This window comes from Rummeliibacillus sp. G93, from assembly GCF_023515935.1.
Lineage (GTDB): Bacteria > Bacillota > Bacilli > Bacillales_A > Planococcaceae > Rummeliibacillus > Rummeliibacillus stabekisii.
Genome location: NZ_CP097314.1, coordinates 2,999,611 through 3,024,055, shown reverse-complemented (window position 1 = coordinate 3,024,055; position 24,445 = coordinate 2,999,611). Strand labels below are relative to the sequence as shown.

Below are 24,445 nucleotides of genomic sequence, written 5' to 3'. Positions count from 1 at the left end.
TGGTTTCTTTTCTTAAATAAAATTATATTATGTTTTACATAAACATTTACGTAGTTGTTAGGAGGATACTTTATGACAGATAATATTGTAATTAGAAAGATGTTAGATACAGACTGGCCAGCAGTGAAAAACATTTATTTAGAGGGTATTGCGACAGGAAATGCCACTTTTCAAACTGATGCTCCATCATTTGAAGTATGGACAACTTCCCATCATGCTACATGTAGGTTTGTTGCTGTAAAGGGAGACTTAGTTGTTGGATGGATTGCAATTAGTGCAGTATCTAACCGGGTTGTATATAAAGGAGTAGGAGAAGTAAGTGTTTATGTATCAATAAAGGCAAAAAGTGGAGGAATAGGGACATTGCTTCTTTCAAAATTAATCGAGGAAAGTGAAAATGAAGGTTTTTGGACATTACAATCTTCTATTTTTAAAGAGAATACTGCAAGCTTAAAACTACACAAGAAAATGGGATTCCGGGAAGTTGGATATCGGGAAAAAATAGCGCAGCATTACGGTGTCTGGAGAGATGTTTTATTATTGGAGCGTAGAAGTGAAATTGTAAATTAAATCCAATTATGCTTTTTCGTAGTTAAGGTTGTAAATTATAAATGGAAAAAGAAACGAATAACAAGGAGAAAAAATGATTGGTTACTTTCCAAAACCGTATAACGATGAGTTATATTACAGTATTTTAGCTCGATATCATTCTCATATAGGTAGTAATGTTAAATCAAGTACATTGAATGAACTAATAGGTAAAGCTCAACTTTCAGATTTTGAACTACCAGTGGGTGTAAATAAATTAGTTTCCGAAGTACAACAATTTTCTAAAGAATATTGTTTAAATTACTTTATCTATAATCACACATTAATTCCTTTGCTAAGAGCTTTTAAAAGTGAAGAATGGCTTAAAAGGCTAAAGCATAATCAATTTATTAATTCAAATAAAGTAAGTTTGTTTGGAAAGTTAAGTGGAGACGTAAAACCTAAGGAATATTTGTATTATTGCCCCCAGTGTTTAAAAGAACAATATAATAAATATGGGGAAGGATATTGGAAAAGGATTCATCAAATACCAGGTATATTTGTTTGTAATAAACATTCTATATCACTAAGTAAATATCCAATTCCTCTAGATATATTAAGATTACGTAGTAGTAAATTTGTTTTGCCTAGTACAAATGAAATTAAGATATGTAAAGATGATTACGATAAAGAAATACAACAATGTTTGCTAAATCTAACGGAAGATGTGGAATACATTTTAGAAAAGAATTTTGATTTCTTAACTGACGAGCAAATTTACAAGAAATATGAAATACTCTTTCAAATAAGAGGAATTGCTTTTCCAACGTTAAAGAGGCAGGAAAAATTAAATGAAGTAATATTAGGATACTACCCATTTGAGTTTCTTGAAACGTTAAATTCCGCTTTTAAAGCTAATGATAAATCTTCATGGCTAAAATATACTAATGGCGTTAAATCCTTAAAATACCTTCATCCAATTAGACATTTGCTATTAATTCGTTCAATTTGCGGATCAGCACGTAATTTCTTTGAAAAGGAATATACTTTTGAACCTTTTGGAAAAGGTCCTTGGATTTGTATGAATGCTTTAGCTGATCACTATTTAGAAAAGGTTGTTGAAAAAGTAGACATCAGTATTCATCGAACCAATAGAGAAATTCAAGGAGATATGATATGCAGTTGTGGTTTTAAATATCGATTAAGGGTAGGTGAAAAAAACCCCTTAGAAGTGAGATACTTTAACAATAGGATAATGGAGAGAGGCCATATATGGGAAGAAAAGTTCGACGAATTAATTAAACAAAATCTAACAACCCATGAAATAGCTAAGCTTACCGATTTATCTAAGCCTACTATAAGAAAGATTTTAAAAGATAGAGATAATATATATAAGAATAAAATTCAAAAGGAAAAAGAAAGAAAACAGAAGATATTTAGAAAAACTCAAGACTATAAATTAACTTGGTTAGAGTTGAGAGAGAACAACCCAACATATAATCGAGAGGAATTAAATAACATAAATAGGGCTGTATATGGTTGGCTTAGAAAATATGATGTGAAATGGTTAGAGGATAATTCTCCAAACAAAAAAGTGAAGCACAACTATAAAAAACGAAAAAATGATTTACATAAGATAGATACTGAATTCTCCATAAAAGTGAAGGGAACTGTTAACAAGTGGACAGACTATGAAAATAACCAGGGAAGGTTAGTTAGAAAATCAACAGCGAGGATAGCTGATTTGATTGGTCTTAAAAAGCCATTGAATTCTAAAAGAGACAGTATGCCATTGACCTTTACATATTTAGATTCTGCTTATGAATCCGTTGAAGAGTTCCAAAAGCGAAGAGTTAGATATTTTCTTGAAACAGTATTTAAAAATGAGAGAGTTTCAATTAATAAAGTTGCAGAAGTTGCAGGAATTAGGAAAAATTTAAGAGAAGGAGTTGGAGATATTAAAGAATATATACAAACTTTGGTTGAAAATCATAACAAGGTTTTTTAAAGGCGATGTTTTAAAATATTCATACTAAATTTAGATTAAATTAAAGTATTGCTGTAATTATTATATAGATTATACATAATTGCTCATCAAAGTTTACAACTTTATTATTAATACGAATACTATTACTTGTTTTATTTGTAAATTAAGTTTACAACTTTATTAATCAAAACTTTTTGAAAAAAGCTGTAACTTCAAGCATTTAAGCAAAGGATAGTTTACAACTTTATTATCTGTTCACATTATACTGTCTCTCTGTAAATAAGTTTTTCCCTCGTAATTCAAGTTCGTACCTGCTGTAAATAAGTTGGTACTGAACGGAGGGAAAGCGGGAGCAGATACAACATTAAGTATGCTTACTTCACCAGGATCGGGAGTCGTACCATCGGTACGATATCCCGATTTTTTGTTTGAGCGAATAATTGATCAAAGTGGGAAAAAGCCCGTATGACAACATTTGTGCTGAATAAGCAAGAGAAAAGAGCGGGAGGAAAAGCCTAAAAAAGGCTTGATCCATCTTACTTTTCCTCACTGTTTTATTTGATTGTTAGGGAAGAACTTTATTTCATTTTACTCTTCTTTAACTCCTGTTTTTTATCGGCTTTCCTTCCCGAAAGGGTTGTTCTATAGATAATGAGAACCTATTTGGAAACAGAGTGAGATTAATTCAGTATTTTATATAGAGAACAGAAAACAGTTACCTAATTGGTAACTGTTTTCTGTTCTAATAGTCGTGCCAGTAATCCTGTAGTAAAAAGTAAAGAAGCTCTACTTATGTTACAACAGGACAGAATCCCTATATTAAATGGGTTAGCGTCAGAAAAATTCCAAGGACGCCACCCCCTTTTTTAACTATATTAAGGAAGCTTTGATGTTCTTAAAGAATCTGTCGAGGCCATCTACTTAGAATTAAAATAGCTAAATCTTAGTACAACAATAAAATACCTTACATATAAGGTATTATAAGATGTTATAAGTTGGTTTCCTCATTAAGAAGCCTCTTCTGGTTGTGCGATTTCATATTCACCTTCTGCATACTCTTGCTCCGCATAATGGCTTCCCCATTGACAAAGCTCCTGCAAGATAGGTTTAAGAGATTCTCCAAGTTCAGTGGATGAATATTCAACCTTCGGTGGTACTTGATTATACATCTTTCTGCTCACAAGTCCACTGTCTTCAAGCTCTCTAAGTGTTTGAATCAGCATTTTCTGAGATATATTTGGGACAATGCGCTTTAATTCACTCGTTCTCTTTGGTCCATTCATTAAAAAGTGTAATACAAGACCTTTCCACTTTCCGCCAATAACTTCCTTTGTCACTTCAAAACCACAACTAAATTTTTTCAAGTCTAAACCTCTCCATTCCACATTTATTACTTTTTAGTTACTATATCACAAAAAAGTAGGTACTTCCGTTAATGTGCTTACTAAAGGATACTATATCTTGTAAGTTGTTCTTCAAGTACTTGGGGAATGGTGTAACGGAATCGCCGCAAAATATAAAATTTATAGGAGGAGTTAATATGACCAATCAACTAGTTCAACTCAATATTCGTTTTAAGGCTAAACCAGGGAAGAAAGAAGAATTCCGCAAGGAGCTTTTTTCTCTAATTGAGGAGATGTCATCCGAAAAGGCATTTATTAGCGCTATTGTTTCGGATAATCTGGATCAACCGGATGAACTGCTCATTTATGAAACATGGAAAGGCACGAGAGATAGCTGGCTTGATGAAGAATTTACTAAACCATACCGCAAGAATTACGAAGTAAGAGTGGATGATTTAATTGTGGAAAGAAGCGTTAGCTGGTTGCAACCTATCCGTGAATGGGGAAGTCATATAACGAATGCATATTAATTTTTATAAATGAGAAATAGCATCTACAACTGTACAAATGGGCGAAGTCACAATAGCTGTCTTCGACGATACCTGCGGCAACCTTATTAAGATAATGCAGGAGTAAACTTTATTTATGGTAGAAAAAGTTATGCAATAGAGTGTTTTTATAAACAAATTAACAACAACTTTATGTTGAGACCTACTAGAAGGAGGAAAGGATCATGGCATTTTTCGAAACAAGTGACGGCGTCAAATTGTATTATCAGCAAAAAGGAGAAGGACAACCGATTGTGTTCGTCCATGGCTGGTCATCAGATCATACAGCATTCGATCAACCATTTGAAGAATTGAGCAAAAAGTTCAATGTAGTGTCTTTTGATTTGAGAGGACATGGCGCTTCTGATCGCCCGGAGCATGGTTTGACATTGAAGAGATTCGCTTCCGATTTGGAAGAACTAATGGAGCATCTTAACTTGATGAATGTCACATTAGTTGGACACTCGATGGGGGTTTCTACGACATTCGAGTATGTAAAAAACTTCGGTGTATCCAGATTGAAGGCCGTATCGTTGTTCGACATGACACCAAAATTAGTCAATGAAGAGGATTGGAATTTAGGTCTTTATCACGGGAAATATATGAGGGAAGACTTATTGAATGATTTGACAGTGATCAATGATAGCTTGATGGAATTCGCAAAGCCTTTCTTTAAAGTGACCGTCCCATACATGACTGGTGAAATGATGGAAGAGCAGCTCAATTTAGTAGTCAACGGCAATACCCCTCATGTATTAGCGGCAATGTGGCATGCGATGGCAGTTGGCGATTATCGTGACGTGTTACCACAAATCACTGTACCAACACAAATTGTGTATGGAGATAAGAGTACACTTTACTCAAAAGAAACAGCGGAATACATGAAGGAACAGATTCCGAATTCTGAAGTGATTCCGTTTGAAAACTGCACGCACTTATTAGTTGCGGAAGATGTAGTAAAAACAGCAAAAGTAATTGAAGAACTTGCAAGTTCTATGGTGAATTCATAAATAATGAAGGGGCTGTCTAAAAAGTCCCTAAAATGAAGAAGGTGGAGAAAAATAAATCGTTTTCTCCACCTTTTTTTTGATTTTTCGTTTTATAAGGTGGTTTCTGCACAAGAGGCCTACCACTTTTAGCAAGTTATGAGCCATTGCACCTTTTCAGGTCCCCGTGTCGGTTCCCCTTCTCCTTTGTGCACAAAGCCTTCAGTGGACAATCACCACACTCTTCACATTCGTAGATTTTGAAGTCCTGTACAAAGCCGAGGGTTTCTTTTTCTTCATGTACTTCTTGAAGTGAACACGGCGGCCGTTCGGACAAATGAACAAGTTGTCCTCTTCTACATAATCCCAATTCTTTGCATTGTATGGATTGTCCGGTAGTCGGGTTTTTACATCGCCGCGAGCCACATGGCGGGAATGTTCTCCATTTAAACTAAACGGGGCTTTACTTCAATAATGATCTTCAACAATCGTGCGCGTTTGTTGAATAAGTACCGATAAAAATAATCAAGCCTGTAAGTATGGTATAAAGTAATTTTTTATATGTATAAATTATTTTCTATATAATGGTAGAACAGGCGACAACTTTTTAATATATAGGTAGGGCGTATTGGCGAAAATTTATTTGTTTTACTGGTGTTCCAGTCGAGAATTATTTTATCATGTAACATTAGGTTGGCTTTTAATAAAGGACGGATACAAATAATAAGATCTAATGAAAACAACCTCTGTGGGTAAAATATCCAGTAGAGGTTATTTTATTCTCTGAAAGTAGAGGAACTTTTATCCCAGTGAATTCTTCGAATCAATTCATAGAGGCGGTCATACAAGGTGACTGTTGATAGAGTTATTTACACAACAAAACCAGTTTCCTATGTTAATGTTATTATAAGGGTATAAAAAATATTAAACCTTGGGGATAGTGGAGGAGATTGATATTATTATTTGAATATTTAGTAAAAGTTTAATAGAAGAAGGAAATACCTAGTCTTTTGATGAAAATTATTAATAAAGGTGGCATAAAGATGGAAATATTTGAAATGGCAGATAACGTAAATAGTCCAGAAGATTTAATTGAATTTATAAATCAATTAAGAATGGATTTAAAAATTAATAAGGATGAGTGGAAGAATATAACACTTGAAGATTACTTAGAAGCGATGGAAGCTTGTGTTAATGAAATGGATGAATATAATGTATATGATACTCAAATACTTCCTAAGCAACCCTCTTGGAAGATTATATCTCTAATACTATTTGCTGCGAGTATATATGAATGATGTTTGACTATTGGGGAGCTTTGCTTTTGTACAACAAGGATTTATTAAATATACAAAACAATCATAATAAAGGCTTCAGATAAAGGTGGTATTCCCATAATTTTGCGCATTTATGAGGTAATACTGTAGAAAATAATCAAACTACTTTAAATTAACTAAAAAATGTTAAAGAAGCATCCATATTGATTAATGGATGCTTCTTATTAATCTTAGTGTAAAGGGTTTATTAGGGACTTTATTCAAACTTTATCTTAAAGCTACTACTGACATATTCACCTGAAATAAATAATCTAATTATGAACACGATTCAAAATTGGATCGTGCTTTTTACATAGAGGGACGAAAGGGAATAACCAACTTAACTGAAATAATGTAATAATAAAGTTGAGAATACAGATTATAAATGTTCAACTGTTTAGATAGTAAAGGGGGAGTTTAATGAAGAATTGGGTTCCGCTTTTAGAAAAAGAAATGGGTCAAATTTGGGACCGGATATATAATGATTTTGAATTCGAACCAAGTACGTCTATATTTCCATCTTTTAATGTTCCACACCCTTATATAACTTATAATGTTTCTGGCTATTTCGGAGATTCATCAGATTTAAGTGCTTATGATGACCTTGAAGAAAAAGTGTTAGATGTATTTAAAGAGTGCACAATGCTTGGAGAATATATACTAGCACTCGATTGGCAACACGAATGTTATTGGATAAATCCACGCTTAGAATTCGAAAGGGATGAATTCGGAGAATGGGTTATACCAATCTTTCCGAATGGTGATTACTATTTCTTTATTCAGAAGGATTTTATGTGGGGCATTTTAGGACATCCTTGGGAAAATAGTATAACTATATTTGGAAAAGAACTAATAGACGCTTTTAATAAAAACAAGCCTAGAATGTTTCGTAAGATTTTAAGACAGGGCTAATTCTTTAACTTTATATAGCATTGTAATAAATGAGTTCCCAACTTTAAGTCATATATAAAGAGATACGAAAAATGCCAATAAGGCATAGATAAAAAAATCTAATTGGGGGAAAGGGATTTGATTAAAGAAATTGATATGACGAATTCGAAATTTGCTAATGAAGTATTAAACGTTCAATTGTTATCGTATAAAGTAGAAGCAGAGTTAATAGATTTTTATGAACTGCCGCCACTTAAAGATACAGTTGAGAGCTTGCAACAAAGCGGAGAAACTTTTTATGGTTTTTATATAAAAGAAGAGCTAAGCGGAATCATTTCTCTAAAGATAGAAGAGGGTGTAATGGATATACACCGATTATTTGTCCATCCTAAACATTTTAGAAAGGGCATTGCTAGGGAACTATTAGATTTTGTTCAAAGCATTCGAAAAGAATTTCAAACAATTATTGTTTCAACAGGCTCTAAAAATGCACCTGCAATAAACTTTTATAAAAAGAATGGATTTGTAGAATTAAAAGAAATGATGGTTGATGGTGGTTTAACGTTGACCATGCTTGAGAAGAAAGTATAAAGTGAAAAAATTCTACTTTAGGATGTGCAGTAGCATATCCTGAAGGGTCACTCCCGTTCTGAATTAATTTATTCAAAACGGGTTTTTTATTGAAAAATAGAGTGCTTTCATGTTTTTTCAATTATTCTTGTAGAAGTTGAATAACAGCAATAATCCTTATTTCTCCAATTCCCAATTCAGCATATTGTTTTTAGGTTCCGTTCTTTTCATTTGCAGTTTTTCTAAGACCCTTATGGAAGAGTGGTTATCATGCAAGCATTCAGCGACTACTTTTTCTACTTTTCCAGTGGAGAAAGCCCAGTTAATTATTTCTTTCACGGCTTCTGTTGCATACCCTTTCTTTTGAGCGGAGGGGATAATTGCATAGCCTACTTCCACTGTTTTTTGTGAATCGGGTTTTCCTTTAAACCCCATATCGCCAATAATCGTATGATCTTCTTTATTGATCACAAGCCATACACCCCATCCTGAAAGAGAAGGGTCATCTTTTAATGCTAACAAATACATATCTACATGTAGACCGATTACATATTCTTCGGTTTTTGAAAACTCCTGTAATGCCTCTTTAGTGCACGGTGTGATTATAAGTCTTTCAGTTTGTAGTTCCATTTATATCTCCTTTTAATTAAACTATCGGGAGCTATATAATCCCGAATTTTTTTAAAGCAAAAGATATACCATCTTCGCTAGACTTTTTAGTCACAAAATCTGCAACCCTTTTCAATTCCTCATTGCCATTCTCCATGGCAATACCTAGTGCTACTAATTCCAACATATCAATATCATTCTCTCCGTCACCGAATGCAATGGCTTCTGACTTATCAAAACCAAAATAATTTAAAACTTTATTAATCGCTAATGATTTGGAAATGTCTTCTTGTAAAACATTCAATATAAAAGGATGCCATCTTTTCAATAGTAGATTTGGGAATTTTAATTTATAGCTATTCATCATGTCATCGTCTGCGAAAAGGCACATTAAGTACACTTCAAGATTATGTATATGTGGGTTTGAAGCAGGATAATCACTCAATGATAAAGTTTCCTTTAAGGCCTTTAATATGTTTTCATTCTTTACGCCATTCATACTGAAATCCTCCGTATAGAATGATAGGGCATGATTTTCAGTAGCGGCAAATTCAATAAAAGAGCGCAAAATGTCTTGATCCATAGGTACTTTATGAACAACATGTTCTTTATGTTTCACATATCCACCATTAGCAGTTATAAAGGTATCAATGCCTAACGCCCTTAACTCGTGACACATGGATAAGGGTCTACCTGTTGCGACGACAACCTTTAAACCCTTTCCTTTTAAAGCTAAGATGGCCTCTTTAGTGCTCTCTGAGATACTGCCGTCTCTATGGTCTGTCAAAGTTCCATCCACATCAAAAAATACAATCTTATAACCCATCAGAAGCCTCCTTTCGAAAGATAAAAGTCAGTATACTTAATTATATAAAAAAAATATATATTAACAAATCAAAAAATTGCGTCATCTTTTAATTATAAGTAATTAAATAGTAAGCTGAGTGTCACGAATTTTATACTCTTGCATATTTTAATAAATAAGCGTACGGTTATATAAGGTAATGCTTATATATAAATGAGGTGATGAGTATGGATTTACAATTGATGGAGAAGCAGCTCAAAGCGGTTAGTGATTCTAATCGATTAAAGTTGTTAGCCAGTTTGAAGAATGGTGAGGTTTGTGTATGTGATTTGGTTGATATATTGCAAGTTTCACAACCAGCTGTAAGCCAGCAGCTACGTAAATTAAAAGAAGCTGATATTATTCTAGAAAGAAAAAAAGGGACATGGAAGCACTATAGATTAAATGATAGTCAAACGCCTTATATCCAAGCCATCATTGATGAATTAGCGCCTATCCCATTGAAAAATTGCCTTTGCTCGATTAACGAAGGGGAGGCATAAATGTGAGAAAGCCATTAACAAAACAATTATCATTTCTCGATCGTTATTTAACAGTATGGATTTTCGTAGCGATGGGTTTAGGGATTGTGCTGAGCATGATTGCTCCTTCGTTTAAGGATACATTAGATAAATTATCTGTCGGTACAACATCTATTCCGATTGCCATAGGCCTTATAGTGATGCTGTATCCTCCACTGGCAAAAGTAAAATATGAGGAAATGTGGAGAGTATTTAAGGATTGGAAGGTATTAGTCCTGTCCTTGTTGCAAAATTGGCTTTTAGGTCCATTTTTAATGTTCTTCTTAGCAATCATATTTTTACATGATTATCCAGAGTATATGGCAGGACTGATTATGATTGGTATTGCACGTTGTATTGCTATGGTTATAGTATGGAACGATTTAGCGAGAGGGGATAGTGAATACGTAGCTGGTTTAGTAGCATTTAATTCCATATTCCAAATACTGTTCTACTCAACTTTTGCTTATTTCTTCTTAAATGTCATGCCTGGTTGGTTTGGTATGGAGAATTTATCGCTAACAATCTCCATGTGGGACATCACTAAAAGTGTCCTAACTTATTTAGGTATTCCATTTGCTGCAGGCATTTTAACGCGACTTATCGGTATTAGATTGAAGGGGAAAGAGTGGTACCAAGAGAAATTCATCCCTAAAATTTCACCTCTTACATTAATCGCTTTGTTGTTTACAATCATCATGATGTTTTCATTAAAAGGGGACAAAATTGTTGCCTTACCACTTGATGTGTTACGCATTGCAGTACCATTATTGATTTACTTCTTAATTATGTTTGTAGTGTCATTCTTTGCTTCAAGGAAAGCTGGAGCAAGTTATCCAGTGACATCTGCCCTGTCCTTTACAGCTGCAAGCAACAACTTTGAGTTAGCTATTGCAGTGGCTGTCGCTGTATTTGGTATAAACAGTGGCGAAGCATTCGCAGCAGTTATTGGACCGTTAGTAGAAGTGCCTGTTCTCATAGCGTTAGTAGGTGTTTCGTTGAAGTGGAAAGACAGATATTTTAAGTGCTGAAAAAGAGGATATAGAATAGAAAAATTGTACTTTTTATGCACGGGTAATTCTTGCCGTAGTCAAATAGCTGAAGGGTTTGGAAAAAAGTATTTGGATTCTGAATGGGAAGTACGTAGTGGCGGTATTGAAGCACATGGATTGAATCCCAAGGCTGTGAAAGTAATGAAAGAGGTAGGGATTGATATTTCTAATCAACAATCTGAAATGATTGATCGTGAATATCTAAATCAAGCCGATTTAGTTGTGACTTTGTGCGGAGATGCTGAAATTAGATGTCCTCTGACTCCCTCTCAAGTGAAACGTGAACATTGGGGGTTCAATGATCCAGCCAAAGCAACTGGTTCAGATGATGAGGTATGGCAAGTATTCCAAACAGTTCGCGATGCTATTGGTCAACGCATTAGAGAATTTGCTCAAACAAATGCCTAGAGATTCTAGGCATTATTTTCAATTTATATATAAGGGTTTACTTATATAAAATAGACTTGTATGTCAAGTTGTGACTGTTAGGAGATTAGAATGGTAGTTAATCATGCAAGTACATTATCAGTAGAGTACTTTATTCAATACCTAGAATTAGTGATGAAGTCGAGACAAATTCCTTTAAAAGAAGCGGAACAATATATGCGTGATCAATTTTTTAAGGGCAACCCACATTTGTATGGGGAAAGTACGGCTTCGCGTTTTATACAAGCAATACAACACATAGAAAAGAAGGAGAATGAAAATGAAAGAAATTAAACTATTTACGACAAATACATCATCATGCTGTGGTGCAGAAACAATAAAAGAAACTTCTTGCTGCTCAGAAATACCAAGCCAACTGTCGTATAATCTTGACTTACCAGTAGCTATTATTGGGGCAGGTCCAGTGGGTCTTGCTGCAGCTGCAAATTTAGCAATGAATAAAGTGCCTTTTATTGTTTTAGAGTCAGGCCAAGGTGTAGCTCATAATATTCGCAAGTGGCAACATGTTCATTTGTTTAGTCCATGGCAATACAATATTGATAAGATTGCACGCAAATTGCTAGAAGAAACGGACTGGGAATCACCTCAAGATGATATTTTACCAACTGGTAGAGAACTAATAGAACAGTATTTAGAACCATTAAGTGAATTGCCTGTGATAAAAGAATCGATTTATTATAATTCAAAGGTTGTTTCTATTTCTCGGAAGGAAAATGACAAAATGAAAACGAAAAATCGTGAAAAACAACCCTTTGAAATTTATGTTGATAATCATCAAGAACTGAAAATTGTAGAAGCGCGTGCCATTATTGATGCAACCGGGACATGGGGTAATCCAAATCCAGTTACTTCTAATGGCGTTTGGCTGTCTTCTGAAAGGGCTTGTCAGGATTATATTGAATACGGCATTCCCGATATTGTGCAGAATACAACCCGCTATGCAAATAAAACGATTGCAGTAATTGGTGGCGGGCATTCCGCCATAAATACATTGCTTGAATTAGCAGATCTTCAAATAAAATATCCACAAACAAAACTAATTTGGATATTACGCAAAAAGCATATCTCGGATGCGTTCGGTGGAGAAGAAAAAGATGCATTAGAGGCAAGAGGGGCTTTAGGTACGAAAATCCATTCCTTAGTTGATGCAGAAAAAGTGGAAGTGTATACACCGTTCTATACAATGCAAGTTAAGTCAATAAACGAACAAGTGGAGCTTATAGGTCGCTACAATGGTGAAGTGGTATCTATTAAGGAAATTGATGAGTTAATTGTTAATACAGGCAACCGCCCAGATTTTTCAATTGAGCAAGAGCTTCGATTATCTATTGACCCGGCAACAGAAAGTGTGAAAGCAATAGCACCGTTAATCGATCCAAATCTTCATAGCTGTGGGACAGTCCGTCCTCATGGGGAAGAAATTCTTCGTCAACCAGAACATGGACTATATATTGTTGGCATGAAAAGCTATGGTCGTGCTCCCACATTCTTAATGGCGACTGGTTATGAACAAGTTCGTTCTATTACTGCCTATCTCGCAGGGGATATAGAAGCCTCCAAACGAGTGGAGCTTGATTTGCCTGAGACTGGGGTTTGTAGTACAAATTTAAATAATGCCGATTCTTCTTGTTGTTAATAAAGGAAACAGGATATATATGAAAAGAGACCATTATAGTAGATGGTTTCTTTTCTTAATCATATAACAAGTATCACAGGGGGTATCTTTTGGATGGCGAATAATTTTGAAGTTAGAAAAATGTTAGATACAGATTGGTCTAGAGTTAAGGAAATTTATTTAGAAGGTATTGCAACAGGACATGCTACATTTCAAACTGAAGCACCGTCTTTTGAAGAATGGACTGCATCACATGATTCCACATGTAAAATGGTTGCTGTAAAAGACGGAATAATAGTTGGTTGGATAGCAATAAGCCCTGTCTCTAGTCGGAGTGTATATAAAGGAGTAGGCGAAATTAGTATATACATAACAACACAAGTAAAAAACAAAGGGATTGGTACAGTATTATTTTCAAAACTAATAGAGGAAAGTGAAAAACAAGGATATTGGACATTGCAATCTTCTATTTTCAAAGAAAATAAGGCAAGTTTAAATTTGCACAAGAAGCTAGGTTTTCGTAAGATTGGATACAGGGAAAAGATAGCACAGCATCACGGTGTTTGGAGAGATGTTATATTATTAGAGCGCAGAAGCAAAAATATAGTTTAATTGAATATATTATTATTTACATAAAGAAAAAGAAAGAACTGAAGTAGAGCGTATCAGTTCTTTCTTTTTTAATGGATATTTAGACTGCTTTATGGTGCAGTTACCATCCAGGTAACCCCGTATTTATCTACAAGGTCTCCATAGTATTCGCCCCAAACTTGTTTTTCAAAGGGATGCTTAAATTCGCCGCCTTCGCCAAGCTTTGCATATACCTCTTTAGCGTCATCCTCACTATCATATGTTAATGCAAGACTGATGGTGGTATTAAGAGGTGCCTGTTCTAAAGTATCGGACATCATAAGCGTATTGCCTCCAGCCACCTTCACAGCTAGATGCATCACCTTATCCTTTATTGCTTCCGGGGTTCCTGGGGTTTCGCCATATGTTTTAAGTGTAATGATTTCCCCACCTAGGGCCTCTACATAAAAGTTCGCCTGTCCTTTTGCATCTGTAGACATTAGATAAGGGTTTAATTGTATTCCCATTTTTAACAACCTCTCCAATTATAAATTTTGTGTTGAAGGTTAAAGATTCTTTTAATCTATATACGCCCATTTTGCTTTAATATCCTTCAAGGGTGTATAAAATTTTTAATTATAAGAAGAGGGAACTGTTTTCAAAAATAAAGCGTCCAGGTTTGTAATACTTTTACAAAAGAGTAACGGATATACGGTATTATAGGTATGTATCATAATTATTTTTGAATTTACGTACTATAACATAGTGGGAAATAAAGAGAAATTGGTGAAAGATCGAAAGGGGGTTAGCAATATGAAAAGGTCTATTAAGAAGTCGGAATATCAATGGTTGAAGAAGGAATTAGACTTTTTTGAGAAAGAAGGTTCCATTCAGGCTGCACAAAAAGAAGAACTTTTAGGGCACTACAAGATAACGGGTGATCCGAATTTTATTCGTATCCTTCTTACAGTGGGTGCATTTTTGATTGGGATCGGGATGTTGAGCTTTATAGCAAGTAATTGGATGTATATGAGTAAAACGGTAAAGTTTTTGCTCATAATTATTTCAGTGATTGGAGTCAATGGTGTCGGACTCAAAATAGAAAACCATAATCCAAAAATGGCCAGAACTTTGTTTTATATAGGCTTTTTGTTTTATGGTGCGGGTATCTTCCTGATAGGGCAAATGTTTAACTTGGGAGGTTCTTTCCGAAATGCATTTTTGGTATGGGCTTTAGGAGGGATACCTATTGCATATGTCTTGAAAGATAAGTTGCTACTCATATTCATAACAGCTTTACTATTTATCTATCAAATGAATTACATGTTCGATGGTGAGACTTCTCTGCCATATATTATGCTAGTTATCCTGCCTATTATGTATCTTATCAGTAAGCATATCCACTATTCAGTTCCTTATGTGTTCTTCATGAATATATTAACGATTCAATTTGCTGTTTTACTGGCATTTACTTTTATAGACTATGATAGTCCAATAGCCGTTCTTGCTATTTTATTTATATTTTTAATTGGTATCGCTATGCTGTTTATTCCTGTAAGGGAGAAGCTGAAGGGCATATTTGAAATTCAAGGACACCTAATTCACGGTGTCAGTGGGATCATCCTAACATTTGGCTACTTCTGGAGAAATTCATTGTTTGGGGAATCATTTTATATTGTGTTCAGTTTGGCGTATTTAGTACTAGTGCTCTTCTTTATTAAGAGAGGTAGCCTGCTGAATATTATGATTTTGTGCGTGTTAATCCTTCGTTTTTATATAGATATTTCTTATGACTTTTTACCAAAATCATTGGTATTTGTCATAGGGGGAGCCATATTCATTGGCTTCGGTATTTATATAGATAAGCAAAGAAAGAAAGGGGGAAAGTCAATTGCTGAAGAGTAACTGGAAGAAGTTAATTGCCTTTTCACTACCTATTCTTATATTGATAGGAATGTCTATTCCCCCATTTCTAACGATAACTACAGGAAACACGATAAAGCTAGAAACAAGACCAGTAGATCCCACTGATTTGTTCAGAGGGGATTATGTTAGAGTAAACTACAAAGCGGAAGAGGTAAATATTTCGAAATTAGACAAGGAATTAAAAGATTATTTTAGAGTGAATAATTCTTCTTTTTATGATAAGCCAGTAGTTGTCTATTCAGTCTTAGAGAAAAATGAAAATGGTATGGATATTGTGAAGAAGGTAGTAAAGGATCAACCTGAAGAAGGTATTTATTTAAAAGGGGAAATCAATTATTTTCCTTTGAACTCAAGCAATGGACCTGATAATCAAGTTGTAGAAATTAATTATCAATTAGATAAATTCTTTGTCCCCGAAAATACAGGGAAGGACTTAGAGAATGCCATTAGTCAGCCGGCAAACAAGACTTCTGCCATAGCAACTATTAAAGTCCGAAAAGGGCATGCCATTTTAGACAAAGTGGAAATTCAGTCGACGAAATAGATTAATTTAAAACGCAGATCCTCTCAGTGAGAGGCCTGCGTGTTTTTAGGTTTCACTAGACTGATGATCAGAATGAGCATTTCTAAACTGTCGGGGAGTTAAGCTCGTGTATTTTTTAAAGGTTTTTATAAAATAACTTTGATCATGGAAGTTTAGCCAGGTACCAATATCTGAAATAGAGTAATTTGTTAAAAGTAATAGTTTCTTTGCTTCTTCAACACGTTGCCTTTGCATGTATTCACTTATTGGTATTCCAACTTCTTTTTTGAATAATGATGATAAGTAATTTGGACTTAAATGACATACTTCTGCAAGCTGATCGAGAGTGATTTCTTCGTAAAGATGATCATAAATATAGTGATGACAAGTAGTTATTGTGGGAGAATATTTTTCAGTTTTTATTTGGTTCACCCGATTGGTAAAATCCTTTATCGCTTCTTCCGTTAATTTTAAAATGGTTTTTAAGGTGCCTAATTCCTCAATACGTTGGATATAGAAATCACTTAAAGTGAAGGCAGTTTCATCGTTTAATCCCCCTTCGATAGCCGCTCTACAAACAAGAGCTATTCCCGTAATCATTAAGTTTTTTTCACTTCTAAGGCGATTTCGTTTCGATAACAATCCTAATTCTGCCTCACCTATAATAGAGTAATCAAAAATATCCTGTAATTTATCAATTCGTCCGTTTTTGACATAATCAAGCAATATTTGTTCATAGGAAAGATTAGAATGAAAGATGAAATTTCGCCTTCCTTTTGACAGTTCAAGTTCTGGATTTTCAGTTTCGATGATGTCTAAGGCTAATGCTTTATTATTATGTATTACCATCGATTGATCTAGCTTTTTTTGGTACACCAAATAATAAACCAAGAGACTAATCGTTAGAAAGTGCTCACTGTCGATAATGGGAATGGATTGATAATATTCGATGAGTTTTCTTTTATGAAGCTTTCCTTTAAAAGAATCAAAAATTTTATTCACATCCTCATCCGTTACTTCGGATACAAGGGTCGGTCCTAAAATAATGGTGCCCCAAAATGAATTTGTATTCTTCAGGTTAATAAAGAAAAAATTCAATTTAGAATTTGAAAAAAAGATAGGAAAGTCATGTGGGCTTTCATCATAAGTGTAGACGCTGATCTGCTTTTTGATTTGATTATAGTATGGGTTATCCCTTAGGTTTCTCCCTGAAAATTCATGTTCTATTTCACCAAACTGATTGAGGTAAAAAACAGGTATATCATGAACTTTATAAATCATCTCACATATATAATGTAAATCCTGTATAGCTATTTCCATATAGAATATACTTCCTTTTAATTTTTTATGGAGCGTAGATAAGAACTATTAATCGTAAGATAATACAATATTAATTTTTAAACAAGTAATAAAATCATGGATGTAAGCTAATAAAAGGGAGGAAATGAACATGGAATTAGCAGGTAAAGTAGCTGTCATAACTGGAGCAGGAAGCGGAATTGGAAGAGCAAGCAGTCTAAAACTAGCAGGTAACGGTGCAACAGTGGTGTTAGTCGACTTTAATCAAGAAACAGGGGAAGAAACATTAAATCTTGTAAAAGAACAAGGCGGAGAAGGTATCTTCGTAAAGGCTGATGTTTCAAAAACTGAAGATGTACAAAATTACGTAAATAGTGCAATCGACACATACGGACGTATTGATATATTTTTCAATAACGCAGGTGTTATTCAACGATTCGCACCTTTTACTGCAGTAGAAGAATCTGAATTCGATCGTATTATGTCTATCAATGTAAAAGGTGTCTTCCTTGGAATGAAATATGTGCTGAAAGTGATGGAAGAGCAAGGAAGTGGTTCTATCATTAATACAGCTTCTACTGCAGGAGTACGTCCTGAACATAGTGTAGCTGTATATTCTGCAAGTAAACATGCGGTTATAGGTTTAACAAAAGGTGCTGCACTTGAATATGCGAAAAAAGGAATTCGCATCAATGCACTTTGTCCAGGTGGGGTCAAAACAACTTTAACAACTAATGTTGAAGCTCAATTTGCAGAAGGTGGCTATGTTCCAGAAGAGGTTTCCAACATGAGAATGGGACGTTATGCTGACCCAGCAGAGCTTGCTGAAATGGTTGCTTACTTAGCTTCAGATAAAGCAAGCTATATGACAGGTTCAGTTGTTCTTGTTGATGGCGGTTTAACTTTATAATATAAGAGTATATTTAATCCGTTTGCTTATCATTAGCAAACGGATTTTTTTACTACAGTCAGATCGCAAAATCTTCCTGTTTAATACGCACTTATTTAAACTAATTTAAAGAATGTAGATTTTCTTTTGTTGACAATATACCACGTGGGGTATATTATTGCTTTATGAACAAGAGAACAAAGAGATGAGGAGGGGGTATGAATGAATTCCTATGACGATAAAGTCAAAAATCGGATGAAACGAATCGAGGGCCAACTCAGGGGAATATTAAAAATGATGGACGAAGGTAAAGACTGTAAGGCTGTCGTCACTCAATTATCAGCTGTGCGCTCTGGTGTTGACCGTACAATAGGAGTTATTGTGAGCCAAAACTTACAAGAGTGCCTCTTGGAAGCAGCAAGTCAAGATGCTGCGAATGATTCGGTGCAAGAAGCAGTGGATTTGTTAGTTAAAAGTCGTTGATATACGATTTTTATTTTTAATCGTATTTTACCCTATAAGGTATGTGAGGTGAGTTTATATGGGCATGTGGATTATTATTGCTATTGTGATTCTGTTTTTCCTTTGGCGGTTAAGGCCTGTTAAAGGAATTAAAACAATAACTACAGTTACATTAAACAGGATAATAGATGATAAAGATAAAGTATTTGTGGATGTAAGAACACCTGGTGAATATAAAACTCGGCATATTCGTCAGTTTAAAAATATTCCATTAGGATCGGACTTTTCGAAACTTCCGAAAGACAAAGAGATTGTTGTGATTTGTCAAAGCGGAATGCGTAGCGCTCAAGCCTGCAAACAATTAAAAAAACTAGGCTATGAAAACATTACAAATGTTCGTGGGGGCATGAGTGCTTGGAGAGGTTAATAAGTATTGTAGGAGGGTAAACATTGAAAGAAATTACTGCAAAAGAAGTTCAACAACGTATAGAAAATGGTGAAAAGTTAAACCTAATTGATGTTCGTGAGGTAGATGAAGTACAAGCTGGCCATATTCCTGATATCATGCATATTCCACTAGGTTTGCTTGAATTTCGTATGCATGAGTTAGATAAAGCAAAACCCTATATTATGGTTTGCCGTTCTGGTGGACGTAGCGGCCAAGCAACACAATATTTACAAGGCTATGGGTTTGATGTAACAAATATGGCTGGTGGTATGCTTTCCTGGGAAGGTAATGTTGAGTAAATTTTTAATTTAAAATATACCCCACGTGGTAATAGGAGGTTTGTAAAATGCAAATAAAAGCAGATCAACAGCTAGATTGTAAGGGACTTGCTTGTCCTATGCCAATTGTCAAAACAAAAAAGGCAATGAATGAAGTAGAGGATGGTCAAATTTTAGAAATTCAGGCTACAGACAAAGGTTCTATTGCTGATTTAAAAGCATGGAGTGAAAGTGTTGGCCATCAGTATCTTGGGACAATACAAGAAGATGGAGTGTTACTACATTACATCCGTAAAAGTTCTCATGACACTGGAGAAGAAAAGACATTTGAAAAAACCATTACGAATGATGAAGTAATTGATCGTGTTAGTAAAGGCGGCATAATTTTGGATGTGCGCGAAGAAGCAGAATATGCATTTGGCCACATTGAAGGTTCTAAATCTATACCGATGGGAGAATTAGAAAACCGTTTAGATGAACTAAATAAAGATCAAGAGATTTATGTCATTTGTCGTACAGGTACACGCAGTGATTTAGCAGCACGTAAACTCTCTGACAAAGGTTTTACAAAAGTCTATAATGTCCTACCTGGAATGGCTTCTTGGCAAGGGAAAATATCCCGCATTAACGGGTAGTAAGAGCCCCACCTTAATAGCGGTGGAGCAGTATCAAATAATATATTATTGGAGGAATTTTATTATGTCTAACAAAGTAGCAATTATCGCAAGTAATGGTGGTTTATTTGACGCTTATAAGGTATTTAATATCGCAACTGCAGCAGCAGCAACAGAAAAAGAGGTAGCTATCTTCTTCACATTTGAAGGCCTAAACTTAATTCATAAACAAGCAATGCAACAATTGCCAATGCCAGAAGGACGCGAACACTTTGCAGAAGGATTTAAAAATGCAAATGTACCAAGCATCCCAGAACTTGTAGAAATGGCGCAGGAGTTGGGCGTGAAGTTTATCGGTTGCCAAATGACGATGGATGTAATGGGATTAACAAAAGAAGACTTCATTGATGGTATTGAAGTAGGTGGAGCTGTTACGTTCCTTGAATTCGCGAAAGATGCATCACCATCTTTAACATTCTAGTAGAATAGAAATAAATATGAGAAAACGAGTGGAAGGGTCATCCCTTCCACTATAAAAAATAAAAATAAATACCTATGGGGGTAGTGTGATATGACAATCAATAAAATGACAGCAGCACAGGTTGCTCGTAAGGTAATTGAAAAACAGCCGTTATTTATTTTAGATGTGCGTAACACAGATGCTTATGAAGATTGGAAAATTGAGGGCCAAAACTTTGAGTATTTAAATATTCCTTATTTCGAATTACTAGATGGAGTAGATGAAATCCTGCCAAAACTACCATCAAATCAGGATGTATTAGTGGTCTGTGCAAAAGAAGGTTCTTCGAAAATGATCGCTGAAATGCTTTCAGATGCCGGAAGAGATGTATTCTATCTTGAAGGTGGCATGAAGTCTTGGAGTTCTTATCTTGAACCTATTAAAGTGGGGGATTTAACTGGGGGCGGAGAACTTTATCAATTTGTCCGTCTAGGAAAAGGCTGTCTTTCGTACATGGTTATTTCTGAAGGAGAAGCAGCTGTAATAGATGCAGTTCGTTTCACAGACATATTTACAAACTTTGCAAAAGAGAAAAATGCTGAGATTAAATATGTTTTTGATACACATCTACACGCTGACCATATTTCAGGAGGACGGCACATTGCAGAGGCAACTGGTGCAACATACTACTTACCGCCAAAAGATGCAGATGAAGTAGTATTTGAATACATGCCTCTAGAGGACGATGTGACAGTAAAAGTTGGTGCCTCTCAAATTGAAGTGGGTGCTCTTTACTCACCTGGCCATACAATAGGATCTACATCTTTCATCGTTGATAGCAAGTATTTATTAACAGGCGATATTTTGTTTATTGATTCTATCGGACGTCCTGACTTAGCGGGCCTTGCAGAGGATTGGGTAGGTGATTTACGTGAGACTTTATATCATCGTTACCGCGAGTTGGCAGAGGATCTAATTGTTTTACCAGCACACTTTATGATCATCCAAGAATTAAATGAAGACGGAACTGTAGCAAAACGTCTAGGTGATTTGTTTGCACAAAACCATGGTCTAAATATTGAAAATGAAGAAGAGTTCCGTCATACAGTTACGGATAATTTACCGCCACAACCAAATGCATATCAGCAAATTCGTCAAGTAAATATGGGAAAAGTCACTCCTGATCAAGATGAACAAATAGAAATGGAGATTGGCCCAAATCGCTGTGCCGTGCGCTAGGAAAATCTGAAAGGTAAAAAGCAGAGGAGGAGTAGAGATAACTCCTTCTGCCAACAAATTTTATTAGTTAAAGGAGATTAATGAAATGGAAATAAACAAAGTTTTAGATGCAAAAGGATTAGCATGTCCAATGCCGATTGTACGAACTAAAAAAGCAATGGATACACTAGAATCAGGGCAAATCTTAGAAGTGCAAGTAACTGATAAAGGGGCATTAGCCGACTTAACAGCTTGGACAGCTGCAGCAGGCCATACACTTTTAGATCATAAAGAAGAAGCAGATGTATTAACGTTCTATATTAAAAAATCTTAATGATAAAAGTGAGTTGTGGTACGACTCACTTTTCTTTTTAACCGGAAGGCTTGCACACTTCAGGTTTAGTTGTTAGAAAGAAGGAAATAATATGGATATAAATTATATGCTACTTCTTTTTGCTATCGGTTTTATCGGTTCATTTCTTTCGGGCATGCTTGGAATAGGCGGTGCTATTGTTAAATATCCGATGCTCCTGATGATTCCGCCTCTATTTAGCTTTCAGGCTTTAACGGCGCACGAAGTCTCTGGGATTAGCGCACTAGATGTATTAGTTGTATCGATCGCAGGTGTTATAGGATTTCGTAAAGGGGGCTATTTAAATAAATCGTTAATTACTGTGATGGGGTTATCAGTTCTAGTAGGAACATTTATCGGCAGTTTTGGTTCGCAGAGTTTAACTGAGGAACAAGTTAACATTGTATATGGTATTTTAGCATTGTTAGCAGCTATTATGATGATCATTCCAAAAAAGGCGAAAGATGATCTTTCCTTAGCTGAAGTGACGTTCAATAAACCGCTAGCAGCTGGCTTAGCGTTCATTGTCGGAATTGGCTCTGGCATTGTAGGTGCAGGTGGAGGCTTCCTACTAATACCTATTATGTTGTTGATACTTCGCATTCCGACCCGAATGACCATTGCATCCAGCTTAGCCATCACATTTATCTCGTCTATTGCGGGATCAATCGGTAAAATCTCAACTGGGCAAATTGAATACAAAACAGCGATGATTGTAATTATTGCGGGTTTGATTGCAGCTCCTATAGGCGCAAAAATAAGCAAAAAAATAAACACAAAAGTCTTGCAAGGAATCTTAGCCGTTTTAATATTGGGAACAGCCATAAAAATTTGGGTAGATATCTTATAAAAAAATTGGAGGCTTGATCGTATGGATTTTCACTATACAGTGCTAACAACTAAAACAATAGATGAAGCAATTGAATCTATTGAAAAAAACCTAAAAGAAAATAAATTCGGGGTACTTTGGCAACTGAACTTAACGGAAACTTTACAGAAAAAAGGTGTCAACAGTTATCAAAAACCTTACAGAATACTTGAGGTTTGCAATCCAGTAGAAGCGGCCCGTGTACTAGCGCATAATCCATTAGTCGGTTACTTTTTACCATGTAAAATTGCGGTGTATGAAGAAGAAGGGCAAACAAAAATAGGTTTGCCTAAGCCTACAGCAATGATTGGTTTATTAAACGATGACGAGCTAGTTGGCATTGCGAAAGAAATTGAAGAAATCCTTATTGATGTCTTAGAGAAAAGTAAATAGCAGTAACGGAAAAATAGAGGGTTATCTTGCCAAAACATTGAATGGCGGATAACCCTTTTAATAGTTTGAACAGAAAAGAATATAATACATAAAACATACATTTAAAGCTATATTGAAATTTCCAGTCCAAAATATTCCTTAAAACCTATTTTCCCTTTGTCTGTAATTATAATTTCACGCGAATTCGCTCTAGCCTCTATCCATCCCAGTTCTATATACCTTACAAATAATCCATTTCCTAAAGCACCTCCCAAATGATGAGTGCGTTCACTCCAGTCGAGGCATGCATGAGAAAAGGAACGCCGTTTTTTAGATAAACCCACTATATCTACTCCTAGGCTATTAAAAAACCCTTCTCCTTTTACTGTTACAATAAACTGTTTATTACTTTTTTCTATGTATCCATTATCTAGCATTATAGTTGTTAATTTAACACTTATGCGTCCTGCTAAATGGTCGTAACAGGTTCTTGCATTTTCTAATCTTTTTAATTGGCTAGATTGTTTTAAAGAACGAATCTCGGGTGGGGAGGATATAGACATAAATACCTCAAGAGTATTAGCTACCTCTTCATTGGCTAATCGAAAGTAACGGAAACGCCCATGTTTTTCACATATTACAAGACTATTTTCTTCTAATTTTGAAAGGTGAAAGCTGGCTGTCTGAGGTTTGATGGAGGCCATGTAAGCTAGCTCGCTTGCTGTATGAAATTTTCCATCCATTAAAGCTGCCAGTATAGTTGCCCGTGATTTCTCTGTAAGTAAAGCAGTTAGGGCCGTGATATTAGGATGTATACTCAAATTGATCACCTCTGCATTCCATATTTCGATGAACATCGTATTATCTAACTTTTATAATAATACTAAGGAACCTGATCTACAAGGAAGG

32 protein-coding genes are annotated in these 24,445 nt (G+C 35.2%); 25 read left to right on the top strand and 7 right to left on the bottom strand.

The annotated features are described in order from the left end of the window. The first annotated feature begins 72 nt into the window (after positions 1-72). Positions 73-570, top strand: a complete 498-nt coding sequence (locus tag M2M59_RS15295; protein ID WP_249775023.1) for a GNAT family N-acetyltransferase — start codon at positions 73-75, stop codon at positions 568-570. A 73-nt stretch (positions 571-643) separates the two neighbouring features. Then, on the top strand, positions 644-2,536 hold the full coding sequence (locus tag M2M59_RS15290) for a TnsD family Tn7-like transposition protein (RefSeq protein WP_249775022.1): 1,893 nt from the start codon (positions 644-646) through the stop codon (positions 2,534-2,536). A 986-nt stretch (positions 2,537-3,522) separates the two neighbouring features. Here the strand turns inward: M2M59_RS15290 and M2M59_RS15285 are convergent. Beyond that, complete coding sequence (locus tag M2M59_RS15285) at positions 3,523-3,879, bottom strand: winged helix-turn-helix transcriptional regulator (RefSeq protein WP_249775021.1); 357 nt, start codon at positions 3,877-3,879, stop codon at positions 3,523-3,525. Between the two features lie 176 nt (positions 3,880-4,055). On the opposite strand from M2M59_RS15285, the gene M2M59_RS15280 reads away from it, so the two are divergent. Beyond that, positions 4,056-4,388: an antibiotic biosynthesis monooxygenase family protein gene (locus tag M2M59_RS15280; protein ID WP_150285534.1), complete on the top strand. Its 333-nt coding sequence runs from the start codon at positions 4,056-4,058 to the stop codon at positions 4,386-4,388. Positions 4,389-4,591: 203 nt separating this feature from the next. Then, positions 4,592-5,416 carry an alpha/beta fold hydrolase gene (locus M2M59_RS15275; protein WP_249775020.1) on the top strand — a complete coding sequence of 275 codons (825 nt, stop codon included), beginning with the start codon at positions 4,592-4,594 and terminating at the stop codon, positions 5,414-5,416. A 133-nt stretch (positions 5,417-5,549) separates the two neighbouring features. Here M2M59_RS15275 and M2M59_RS16550 read toward each other — a convergent pair whose 3' ends face one another. Then, the gene (locus M2M59_RS16550) at positions 5,550-5,729 is read right to left on the bottom strand and encodes a transposase (protein WP_223823632.1); all 180 of its coding nucleotides are present in this window, start codon (positions 5,727-5,729) and stop codon (positions 5,550-5,552) included. Between the two features lie 706 nt (positions 5,730-6,435). Here M2M59_RS16550 and M2M59_RS15270 point away from each other — a divergent pair. The 3 genes from M2M59_RS15270 to M2M59_RS15260 all read left to right on the top strand — a co-directional run bounded on the left by M2M59_RS15270 (position 6,436) and on the right by M2M59_RS15260 (position 8,190). Beyond that, positions 6,436-6,690: a DUF7660 family protein gene (locus M2M59_RS15270; protein WP_150285532.1), complete on the top strand. Its 255-nt coding sequence runs from the start codon at positions 6,436-6,438 to the stop codon at positions 6,688-6,690. Positions 6,691-7,128: 438 nt separating this feature from the next. After that, the gene (locus M2M59_RS15265) at positions 7,129-7,620 is read left to right on the top strand and encodes a DUF2716 domain-containing protein (RefSeq protein ID WP_150285531.1); all 492 of its coding nucleotides are present in this window, start codon (positions 7,129-7,131) and stop codon (positions 7,618-7,620) included. A gap of 117 nt (positions 7,621-7,737) precedes the next feature. After that, positions 7,738-8,190 (top strand): GNAT family N-acetyltransferase, encoded by a 453-nt coding sequence (locus tag M2M59_RS15260; RefSeq protein ID WP_249775019.1) that lies wholly within the window; start codon positions 7,738-7,740, stop codon positions 8,188-8,190. 156 nt (positions 8,191-8,346) lie between these two features. Here the strand turns inward: M2M59_RS15260 and M2M59_RS15255 are convergent, their stop codons facing one another. Both M2M59_RS15255 and M2M59_RS15250 read right to left on the bottom strand, forming a co-directional pair. Next, positions 8,347-8,799, bottom strand: coding sequence for a GNAT family N-acetyltransferase (locus M2M59_RS15255; protein WP_249775018.1), 453 nt, complete (start codon positions 8,797-8,799; stop codon positions 8,347-8,349). Positions 8,800-8,830: 31 nt separating this feature from the next. Beyond that, positions 8,831-9,604 carry a Cof-type HAD-IIB family hydrolase gene (locus M2M59_RS15250; protein WP_249775017.1) on the bottom strand — a complete coding sequence of 258 codons (774 nt, stop codon included), beginning with the start codon at positions 9,602-9,604 and terminating at the stop codon, positions 8,831-8,833. A 206-nt stretch (positions 9,605-9,810) separates the two neighbouring features. Here M2M59_RS15250 and M2M59_RS15245 point away from each other — a divergent pair, with 206 nt between their 5' ends. From M2M59_RS15245 to M2M59_RS15220, 6 genes are all read left to right on the top strand, one after another. Then, a complete protein-coding gene (locus tag M2M59_RS15245; RefSeq protein WP_150285527.1) occupies positions 9,811-10,125 on the top strand; it encodes an ArsR/SmtB family transcription factor in 315 nt (104 codons plus the stop codon). A gap of 2 nt (positions 10,126-10,127) precedes the next feature. Beyond that, a complete protein-coding gene (gene arsB / locus M2M59_RS15240) occupies positions 10,128-11,174 on the top strand; it encodes an ACR3 family arsenite efflux transporter (RefSeq protein ID WP_256467878.1) in 1,047 nt (348 codons plus the stop codon). Positions 11,175-11,189: 15 nt separating this feature from the next. Continuing rightward, positions 11,190-11,603: an arsenate reductase (thioredoxin) gene (arsC, locus tag M2M59_RS15235; RefSeq protein WP_249776037.1), complete on the top strand. Its 414-nt coding sequence runs from the start codon at positions 11,190-11,192 to the stop codon at positions 11,601-11,603. Between the two features lie 90 nt (positions 11,604-11,693). Then, positions 11,694-11,915 (top strand): hypothetical protein, encoded by a 222-nt coding sequence (locus M2M59_RS15230; protein WP_249775016.1) that lies wholly within the window; start codon positions 11,694-11,696, stop codon positions 11,913-11,915. After that, positions 11,902-13,278, top strand: a complete 1,377-nt coding sequence (locus tag M2M59_RS15225) for an NAD(P)-binding domain-containing protein (RefSeq protein ID WP_249775015.1) — start codon at positions 11,902-11,904, stop codon at positions 13,276-13,278. The genes M2M59_RS15230 and M2M59_RS15225 overlap by 14 nt, the downstream gene beginning before the upstream one ends. A gap of 93 nt (positions 13,279-13,371) precedes the next feature. Beyond that, positions 13,372-13,869: a GNAT family N-acetyltransferase gene (locus M2M59_RS15220; RefSeq protein WP_249775014.1), complete on the top strand. Its 498-nt coding sequence runs from the start codon at positions 13,372-13,374 to the stop codon at positions 13,867-13,869. Between the two features lie 89 nt (positions 13,870-13,958). On the opposite strand, the gene M2M59_RS15215 is transcribed toward M2M59_RS15220, so the two are convergent. Then, a complete protein-coding gene (locus tag M2M59_RS15215; RefSeq protein ID WP_249775013.1) occupies positions 13,959-14,354 on the bottom strand; it encodes a VOC family protein in 396 nt (131 codons plus the stop codon). A 286-nt stretch (positions 14,355-14,640) separates the two neighbouring features. Between M2M59_RS15215 and M2M59_RS15210 the strand changes: the two genes are divergently transcribed. After that, positions 14,641-15,732, top strand: coding sequence for a DUF2157 domain-containing protein (locus M2M59_RS15210; protein WP_249775012.1), 1,092 nt, complete (start codon positions 14,641-14,643; stop codon positions 15,730-15,732). Next, positions 15,719-16,297, top strand: a complete 579-nt coding sequence (locus tag M2M59_RS15205; protein ID WP_249775011.1) for a GDYXXLXY domain-containing protein — start codon at positions 15,719-15,721, stop codon at positions 16,295-16,297. Before M2M59_RS15210 ends, M2M59_RS15205 begins: the two co-directional genes overlap by 14 nt. 45 nt (positions 16,298-16,342) lie before the next feature. Here the strand turns inward: M2M59_RS15205 and M2M59_RS15200 are convergent, their stop codons facing one another. After that, complete coding sequence (locus tag M2M59_RS15200) at positions 16,343-17,596, bottom strand: helix-turn-helix domain-containing protein (RefSeq protein ID WP_249775010.1); 1,254 nt, start codon at positions 17,594-17,596, stop codon at positions 16,343-16,345. Positions 17,597-17,726: 130 nt separating this feature from the next. Here M2M59_RS15200 and M2M59_RS15195 point away from each other — a divergent pair, with 130 nt between their 5' ends. The 10 genes from M2M59_RS15195 to M2M59_RS15150 all read left to right on the top strand — a co-directional run bounded on the left by M2M59_RS15195 (position 17,727) and on the right by M2M59_RS15150 (position 23,557). After that, positions 17,727-18,485 carry an SDR family NAD(P)-dependent oxidoreductase gene (locus tag M2M59_RS15195; RefSeq protein ID WP_249775009.1) on the top strand — a complete coding sequence of 253 codons (759 nt, stop codon included), beginning with the start codon at positions 17,727-17,729 and terminating at the stop codon, positions 18,483-18,485. A 201-nt stretch (positions 18,486-18,686) separates the two neighbouring features. Then, entirely contained in the window at positions 18,687-18,947 is a 261-nt protein-coding gene (locus tag M2M59_RS15190; RefSeq protein WP_066790563.1) for a metal-sensitive transcriptional regulator, read from the top strand. A gap of 58 nt (positions 18,948-19,005) precedes the next feature. Further along, positions 19,006-19,353 (top strand): rhodanese-like domain-containing protein, encoded by a 348-nt coding sequence (locus M2M59_RS15185; protein WP_249775008.1) that lies wholly within the window; start codon positions 19,006-19,008, stop codon positions 19,351-19,353. Positions 19,354-19,376: 23 nt separating this feature from the next. Continuing rightward, positions 19,377-19,673: a rhodanese-like domain-containing protein gene (locus tag M2M59_RS15180; RefSeq protein ID WP_249775007.1), complete on the top strand. Its 297-nt coding sequence runs from the start codon at positions 19,377-19,379 to the stop codon at positions 19,671-19,673. A 47-nt stretch (positions 19,674-19,720) separates the two neighbouring features. Next, on the top strand, positions 19,721-20,287 hold the full coding sequence (locus tag M2M59_RS15175) for a sulfurtransferase TusA family protein (RefSeq protein WP_249775006.1): 567 nt from the start codon (positions 19,721-19,723) through the stop codon (positions 20,285-20,287). A 64-nt stretch (positions 20,288-20,351) separates the two neighbouring features. Beyond that, a complete protein-coding gene (locus M2M59_RS15170) occupies positions 20,352-20,747 on the top strand; it encodes a DsrE/DsrF/DrsH-like family protein (RefSeq protein ID WP_249775005.1) in 396 nt (131 codons plus the stop codon). A gap of 90 nt (positions 20,748-20,837) precedes the next feature. Next, complete coding sequence (locus tag M2M59_RS15165; RefSeq protein WP_249775004.1) at positions 20,838-21,965, top strand: MBL fold metallo-hydrolase; 1,128 nt, start codon at positions 20,838-20,840, stop codon at positions 21,963-21,965. A gap of 85 nt (positions 21,966-22,050) precedes the next feature. Beyond that, the gene (locus tag M2M59_RS15160; protein WP_249775003.1) at positions 22,051-22,278 is read left to right on the top strand and encodes a sulfurtransferase TusA family protein; all 228 of its coding nucleotides are present in this window, start codon (positions 22,051-22,053) and stop codon (positions 22,276-22,278) included. Between the two features lie 91 nt (positions 22,279-22,369). Beyond that, positions 22,370-23,146: a sulfite exporter TauE/SafE family protein gene (locus M2M59_RS15155; protein ID WP_066790547.1), complete on the top strand. Its 777-nt coding sequence runs from the start codon at positions 22,370-22,372 to the stop codon at positions 23,144-23,146. 21 nt (positions 23,147-23,167) lie between these two features. Beyond that, positions 23,168-23,557 (top strand): DUF302 domain-containing protein, encoded by a 390-nt coding sequence (locus M2M59_RS15150; protein WP_249775002.1) that lies wholly within the window; start codon positions 23,168-23,170, stop codon positions 23,555-23,557. 107 nt (positions 23,558-23,664) lie between these two features. Here M2M59_RS15150 and M2M59_RS15145 read toward each other — a convergent pair whose 3' ends face one another. Then, entirely contained in the window at positions 23,665-24,357 is a 693-nt protein-coding gene (locus M2M59_RS15145) for an ArsR/SmtB family transcription factor (RefSeq protein ID WP_249775001.1), read from the bottom strand. Positions 24,358-24,445: the final 88 nt, after the last annotated feature.

Coding starts and splice junctions, on each gene's coding strand:
- M2M59_RS15185 (WP_249775008.1), top strand. CDS start 19,006: ATGGGCATGTGGATTATTATTGCTATTGTGATTCTGTTTTTCCTTTGG.
- M2M59_RS15230 (WP_249775016.1), top strand. CDS start 11,694: ATGGTAGTTAATCATGCAAGTACATTATCAGTAGAGTACTTTATTCAA.
- M2M59_RS15275 (WP_249775020.1), top strand. CDS start 4,592: ATGGCATTTTTCGAAACAAGTGACGGCGTCAAATTGTATTATCAGCAA.
- M2M59_RS15220 (WP_249775014.1), top strand. CDS start 13,372: ATGGCGAATAATTTTGAAGTTAGAAAAATGTTAGATACAGATTGGTCT.
- M2M59_RS15155 (WP_066790547.1), top strand. CDS start 22,370: ATGGATATAAATTATATGCTACTTCTTTTTGCTATCGGTTTTATCGGT.
- M2M59_RS15255 (WP_249775018.1), bottom strand. CDS start 8,799: ATGGAACTACAAACTGAAAGACTTATAATCACACCGTGCACTAAAGAG.
- M2M59_RS15160 (WP_249775003.1), top strand. CDS start 22,051: ATGGAAATAAACAAAGTTTTAGATGCAAAAGGATTAGCATGTCCAATG.
- M2M59_RS15265 (WP_150285531.1), top strand. CDS start 7,129: ATGAAGAATTGGGTTCCGCTTTTAGAAAAAGAAATGGGTCAAATTTGG.
- M2M59_RS15200 (WP_249775010.1), bottom strand. CDS start 17,596: ATGGAAATAGCTATACAGGATTTACATTATATATGTGAGATGATTTAT.
- M2M59_RS15210 (WP_249775012.1), top strand. CDS start 14,641: ATGAAAAGGTCTATTAAGAAGTCGGAATATCAATGGTTGAAGAAGGAA.
- M2M59_RS15195 (WP_249775009.1), top strand. CDS start 17,727: ATGGAATTAGCAGGTAAAGTAGCTGTCATAACTGGAGCAGGAAGCGGA.
- M2M59_RS15295 (WP_249775023.1), top strand. CDS start 73: ATGACAGATAATATTGTAATTAGAAAGATGTTAGATACAGACTGGCCA.
- M2M59_RS15165 (WP_249775004.1), top strand. CDS start 20,838: ATGACAATCAATAAAATGACAGCAGCACAGGTTGCTCGTAAGGTAATT.
- M2M59_RS15150 (WP_249775002.1), top strand. CDS start 23,168: ATGGATTTTCACTATACAGTGCTAACAACTAAAACAATAGATGAAGCA.
- M2M59_RS15250 (WP_249775017.1), bottom strand. CDS start 9,604: ATGGGTTATAAGATTGTATTTTTTGATGTGGATGGAACTTTGACAGAC.
- M2M59_RS15245 (WP_150285527.1), top strand. CDS start 9,811: ATGGATTTACAATTGATGGAGAAGCAGCTCAAAGCGGTTAGTGATTCT.
- M2M59_RS15290 (WP_249775022.1), top strand. CDS start 644: ATGATTGGTTACTTTCCAAAACCGTATAACGATGAGTTATATTACAGT.
- M2M59_RS15190 (WP_066790563.1), top strand. CDS start 18,687: ATGAATTCCTATGACGATAAAGTCAAAAATCGGATGAAACGAATCGAG.
- M2M59_RS15175 (WP_249775006.1), top strand. CDS start 19,721: ATGCAAATAAAAGCAGATCAACAGCTAGATTGTAAGGGACTTGCTTGT.
- M2M59_RS15170 (WP_249775005.1), top strand. CDS start 20,352: ATGTCTAACAAAGTAGCAATTATCGCAAGTAATGGTGGTTTATTTGAC.
- M2M59_RS15270 (WP_150285532.1), top strand. CDS start 6,436: ATGGAAATATTTGAAATGGCAGATAACGTAAATAGTCCAGAAGATTTA.
- M2M59_RS15225 (WP_249775015.1), top strand. CDS start 11,902: ATGAAAGAAATTAAACTATTTACGACAAATACATCATCATGCTGTGGT.
- M2M59_RS15280 (WP_150285534.1), top strand. CDS start 4,056: ATGACCAATCAACTAGTTCAACTCAATATTCGTTTTAAGGCTAAACCA.
- M2M59_RS15215 (WP_249775013.1), bottom strand. CDS start 14,354: ATGGGAATACAATTAAACCCTTATCTAATGTCTACAGATGCAAAAGGA.